Annotated in this window: 1 protein-coding gene; it reads left to right on the top strand. The window is 66.5% G+C overall.

Features of this window, described 5'->3' with window-relative positions; translation table 11 throughout:
- Window positions 1-1,374 (top strand): amino acid adenylation domain-containing protein (locus FQ389_RS17540; protein WP_144209924.1); only part of this gene is annotated, 1,374 nt, incomplete at both ends.

Genomic DNA, 1,374 nt, shown 5'->3' with positions numbered 1-1,374 from the left:
CAGACAAAAAGACACAACACCCCCACCCGTTGTCGGTCGTGGCGACGCCGGGTCACGAGCTGAGCCTGCGCGTGGAATTCGACACCCAGGTCTTCGATGTGGCCAGCATCGAGACGCTGGTCGAGCGTTTCCAGCGGGTGTTGGTGGCCATGACCACCGATCCCACGCGACGGGTGTCGTCGATCGATCTGCTTGACCCCGAAGAGCATTCGCGGCTGGAAGAGTGGGGCAACCGGGCGGTGCTGAGCCAGCCGGTATCCGCGAGGATGTCGATTCCCGAGCAGTTCGCCACCCAGGTCACCCACACACCGGAGGCGGTGGCGCTCAATTACAGCAACGAGTCGTGGACCTACCGCGAGCTGGACGAAGCCGCAAACCGGTTGGCGCACATGCTGTCCAGTCTAGGTGCGGGGCCCGGCGAGCGAGTTGCGGTGCTGCTAAACCGATCCGCCAAGGCGGTCGTCTCGCTGCTAGCGGTGTTGAAGACGGGGGCGGCCTATCTGCCGATCGATCCCGCGCATCCGACGGCCCGGGTGGAGTTCATGCTCGCCGATGCCGCCCCGATCGCCGCGCTGACCACCGCGGACCTACGTCCGCGGCTGGACGGCGTCGACCTGCAGGTCATTGACATCGACGACCCGGCGGTCAACGCCGCACCCCACACGGGGCTGCTGGCACCCGCGGCCGACAACGTGGCGTACATCATCTACACGTCCGGCACCACCGGAAAACCCAAGGGCGTGGCCGTCACGCACCGCAACGTCACCCAGTTGCTGGAGTCGCTCGATGCTGAAATGGAGCTGGGGCAGGTATGGACCCAGTGCCACTCCCTGGCCTTCGACTACTCCGTGTGGGAGATCTGGGGTGCACTGCTGCACGGCGGCCGGTTGGTGATCGTCCCCGAGGCGGTGGTCCGCTCACCGGAGGACCTGCACGCGCTGCTCGTGAGCGAGCAGGTGAGCGTGTTGAGCCAGACGCCGTCGGCGTTCTACGCGCTGCAATCCGCCGATGCGCTGCAACCCGAGCTGGGGCAGCAGCTGAAGCTGCAGACCGTGGTGTTCGGTGGCGAAGCCCTTGAGCCGCAACGACTTCAGACGTGGCTACACAACCACCCGGGACTGCCGCGGATGATCAACATGTACGGCATCACCGAGACCACCGTGCACGCCTCGTACCGCGAGATCGTCGACTCCGACGTCTACAGCAACAGCAGCCCCATCGGTGCGCCGTTGGCGCACTTGGCGTTCTTCGTCCTGGACCGTTGGCTGAAGCCGGTCCCGCCCGGCGTGGTGGGCGAGCTGTACGCCGCCGGCGCCGGGGTGGCCGTCGGCTACATGCACCGACCCGGGTTGAGCGCATCGCGGTTCGTGGCGT

Source organism: Mycobacterium tilburgii (assembly GCF_902168065.1).
Taxonomy (GTDB): domain Bacteria; phylum Actinomycetota; class Actinomycetes; order Mycobacteriales; family Mycobacteriaceae; genus Mycobacterium; species Mycobacterium tilburgii.
This window is presented reverse-complemented; position numbering and strand designations above follow the sequence as displayed.